Origin of the sequence: Moorena sp. SIO3I8 (genome assembly GCF_010692325.1) — a bacterium.
GTDB lineage: Bacteria > Cyanobacteriota > Cyanobacteriia > Cyanobacteriales > Coleofasciculaceae > Moorena.
The window spans coordinates 1-1,430 of record NZ_JAAHHW010000382.1 but is presented as its reverse complement, the minus strand read 5'-3'; the positions used below and the strand labels follow the sequence as shown (position 1 = coordinate 1,430).

The 1,430-nt window shown below is 43.8% G+C and carries 1 pseudogene; it reads right to left on the bottom strand.

Annotation, left to right across the window (positions count from 1 at the left end):
• Nucleotides 1–53: 53 nt before the first annotated feature.
• Nucleotides 54–1,276: pseudogene (locus F6K51_RS37180) on the bottom strand (RNA-guided endonuclease TnpB family protein).
• Between the last annotated feature and the right edge of the window lie 154 nt (nt 1,277–1,430).

The following is a 1,430-nucleotide window of genomic DNA, read 5'->3' as shown; positions in this document are numbered from 1 at the left end:
TTGACATCCTCCCACCGCGCTCATCGGAGATTATAGCGGGGGATTCCTAAGACTCACGACTTAGGTTTCTGCTTCCTTCTCCCTTTTGGAGAGTTTCTCACACCAGCCTTCCGAGATTTGCTCTCCTCGGGTCTTACGGTCGCTCCACAGACTGACACGGCAAGCCCTGCCGCCAAAATATTAATTGATGCATTAATATCGCGATTAGCCCTTCGGGCTACGCTACGCGAACGTGGCGAGTATTACAGGATGGACAATCCCACTCTCGAATGTTTAAGGGCAAAGATTCTACGCGATTTAAGCACACAGAACACATTTTGCTACTGGGAAACCACCTGTCAATTGATACAGCTTCACGGTTGTACCATTCTGCTTTGTATTTGATCTGACGGATTATTTCCGCCCAGTTGGCATCACTAATCACTTGAGCTAGTTTGTGGTTTTTTACCAGATTTTTCACAGCTAAGTCCTCAAACGCAATCAATTGGTTTTCTCTGACTAGTTGAGTGGTTAGCTTATGAGTAAAATCCCTTCTAGCGTCTTTGATTTTTGCGTGTATTCTGGCAACCTTCAACCTGGCCTTATAGCGGTTGTTAGATCCCTTTTGTTTCCGAGACAAAGCCTTTTGACATTTAGTCAGTTTCTTCTTGAGCTTTTTCAAATGTTTGGGGTTGGCAATTTTGTCCCCGTCACTAGTTGTAATTAGACTGGTAATTCCTAGATCGAAGCCAACTTGTTTATCTGTGGGAGACAAACTTAAGTCTCTGTGGTCATCAAACCTGATTGAGACATGCCAACGATTAGACGGATCTAAACTAACTGTGACGGTACTTGGGTTGCAGTTTACCGGTAACTGACGACTCCAGCGAACAGGTAAAGGTTCAAAACATTTAGCCAGATAGATTTGACCGTTTTTCCATTTAAATGCGGATTTTGTGAATTCTGCACTACCACCATTCCGCTTTTTCTTGAAGTTTGGATACTTAGTACGACCTGCGAAGAAATTAGTAAAAGCTGTTTGAAGATGCCTTAATCCTTGTTGGAGTGGAACGCAACTTACTTCATTCAGAAAAAATAAATCTTCCTCTGTCTTCCAACCTGTCAACATTGAAGAGGTTTCTTTGTAGCTTATTCTTTTCTGACGTTCGTACCACCCTTTGGTTCTAGCATCTAGAGCTTTGTTGTAAACAAGTCTTACACAGCCGAGAGTTCTCCTCAACAGAGTCTCCTGTTCAGGTGTTGGGTAAAAACGATATCGGTAAGCTTTTTCAGTCATGCTCACATTCTAAACCATTAAATGTGAGATGTCAACTGGACATGTGGACGCAATTCCTGAGGGGCTGTGTGCGGAACCTGCGTCCGCACTTTATAAGCCCCGTCTCCCGCTAACCCTACGGGTATAACGGGAGTCTCCTTGCTCTTAAGGATGA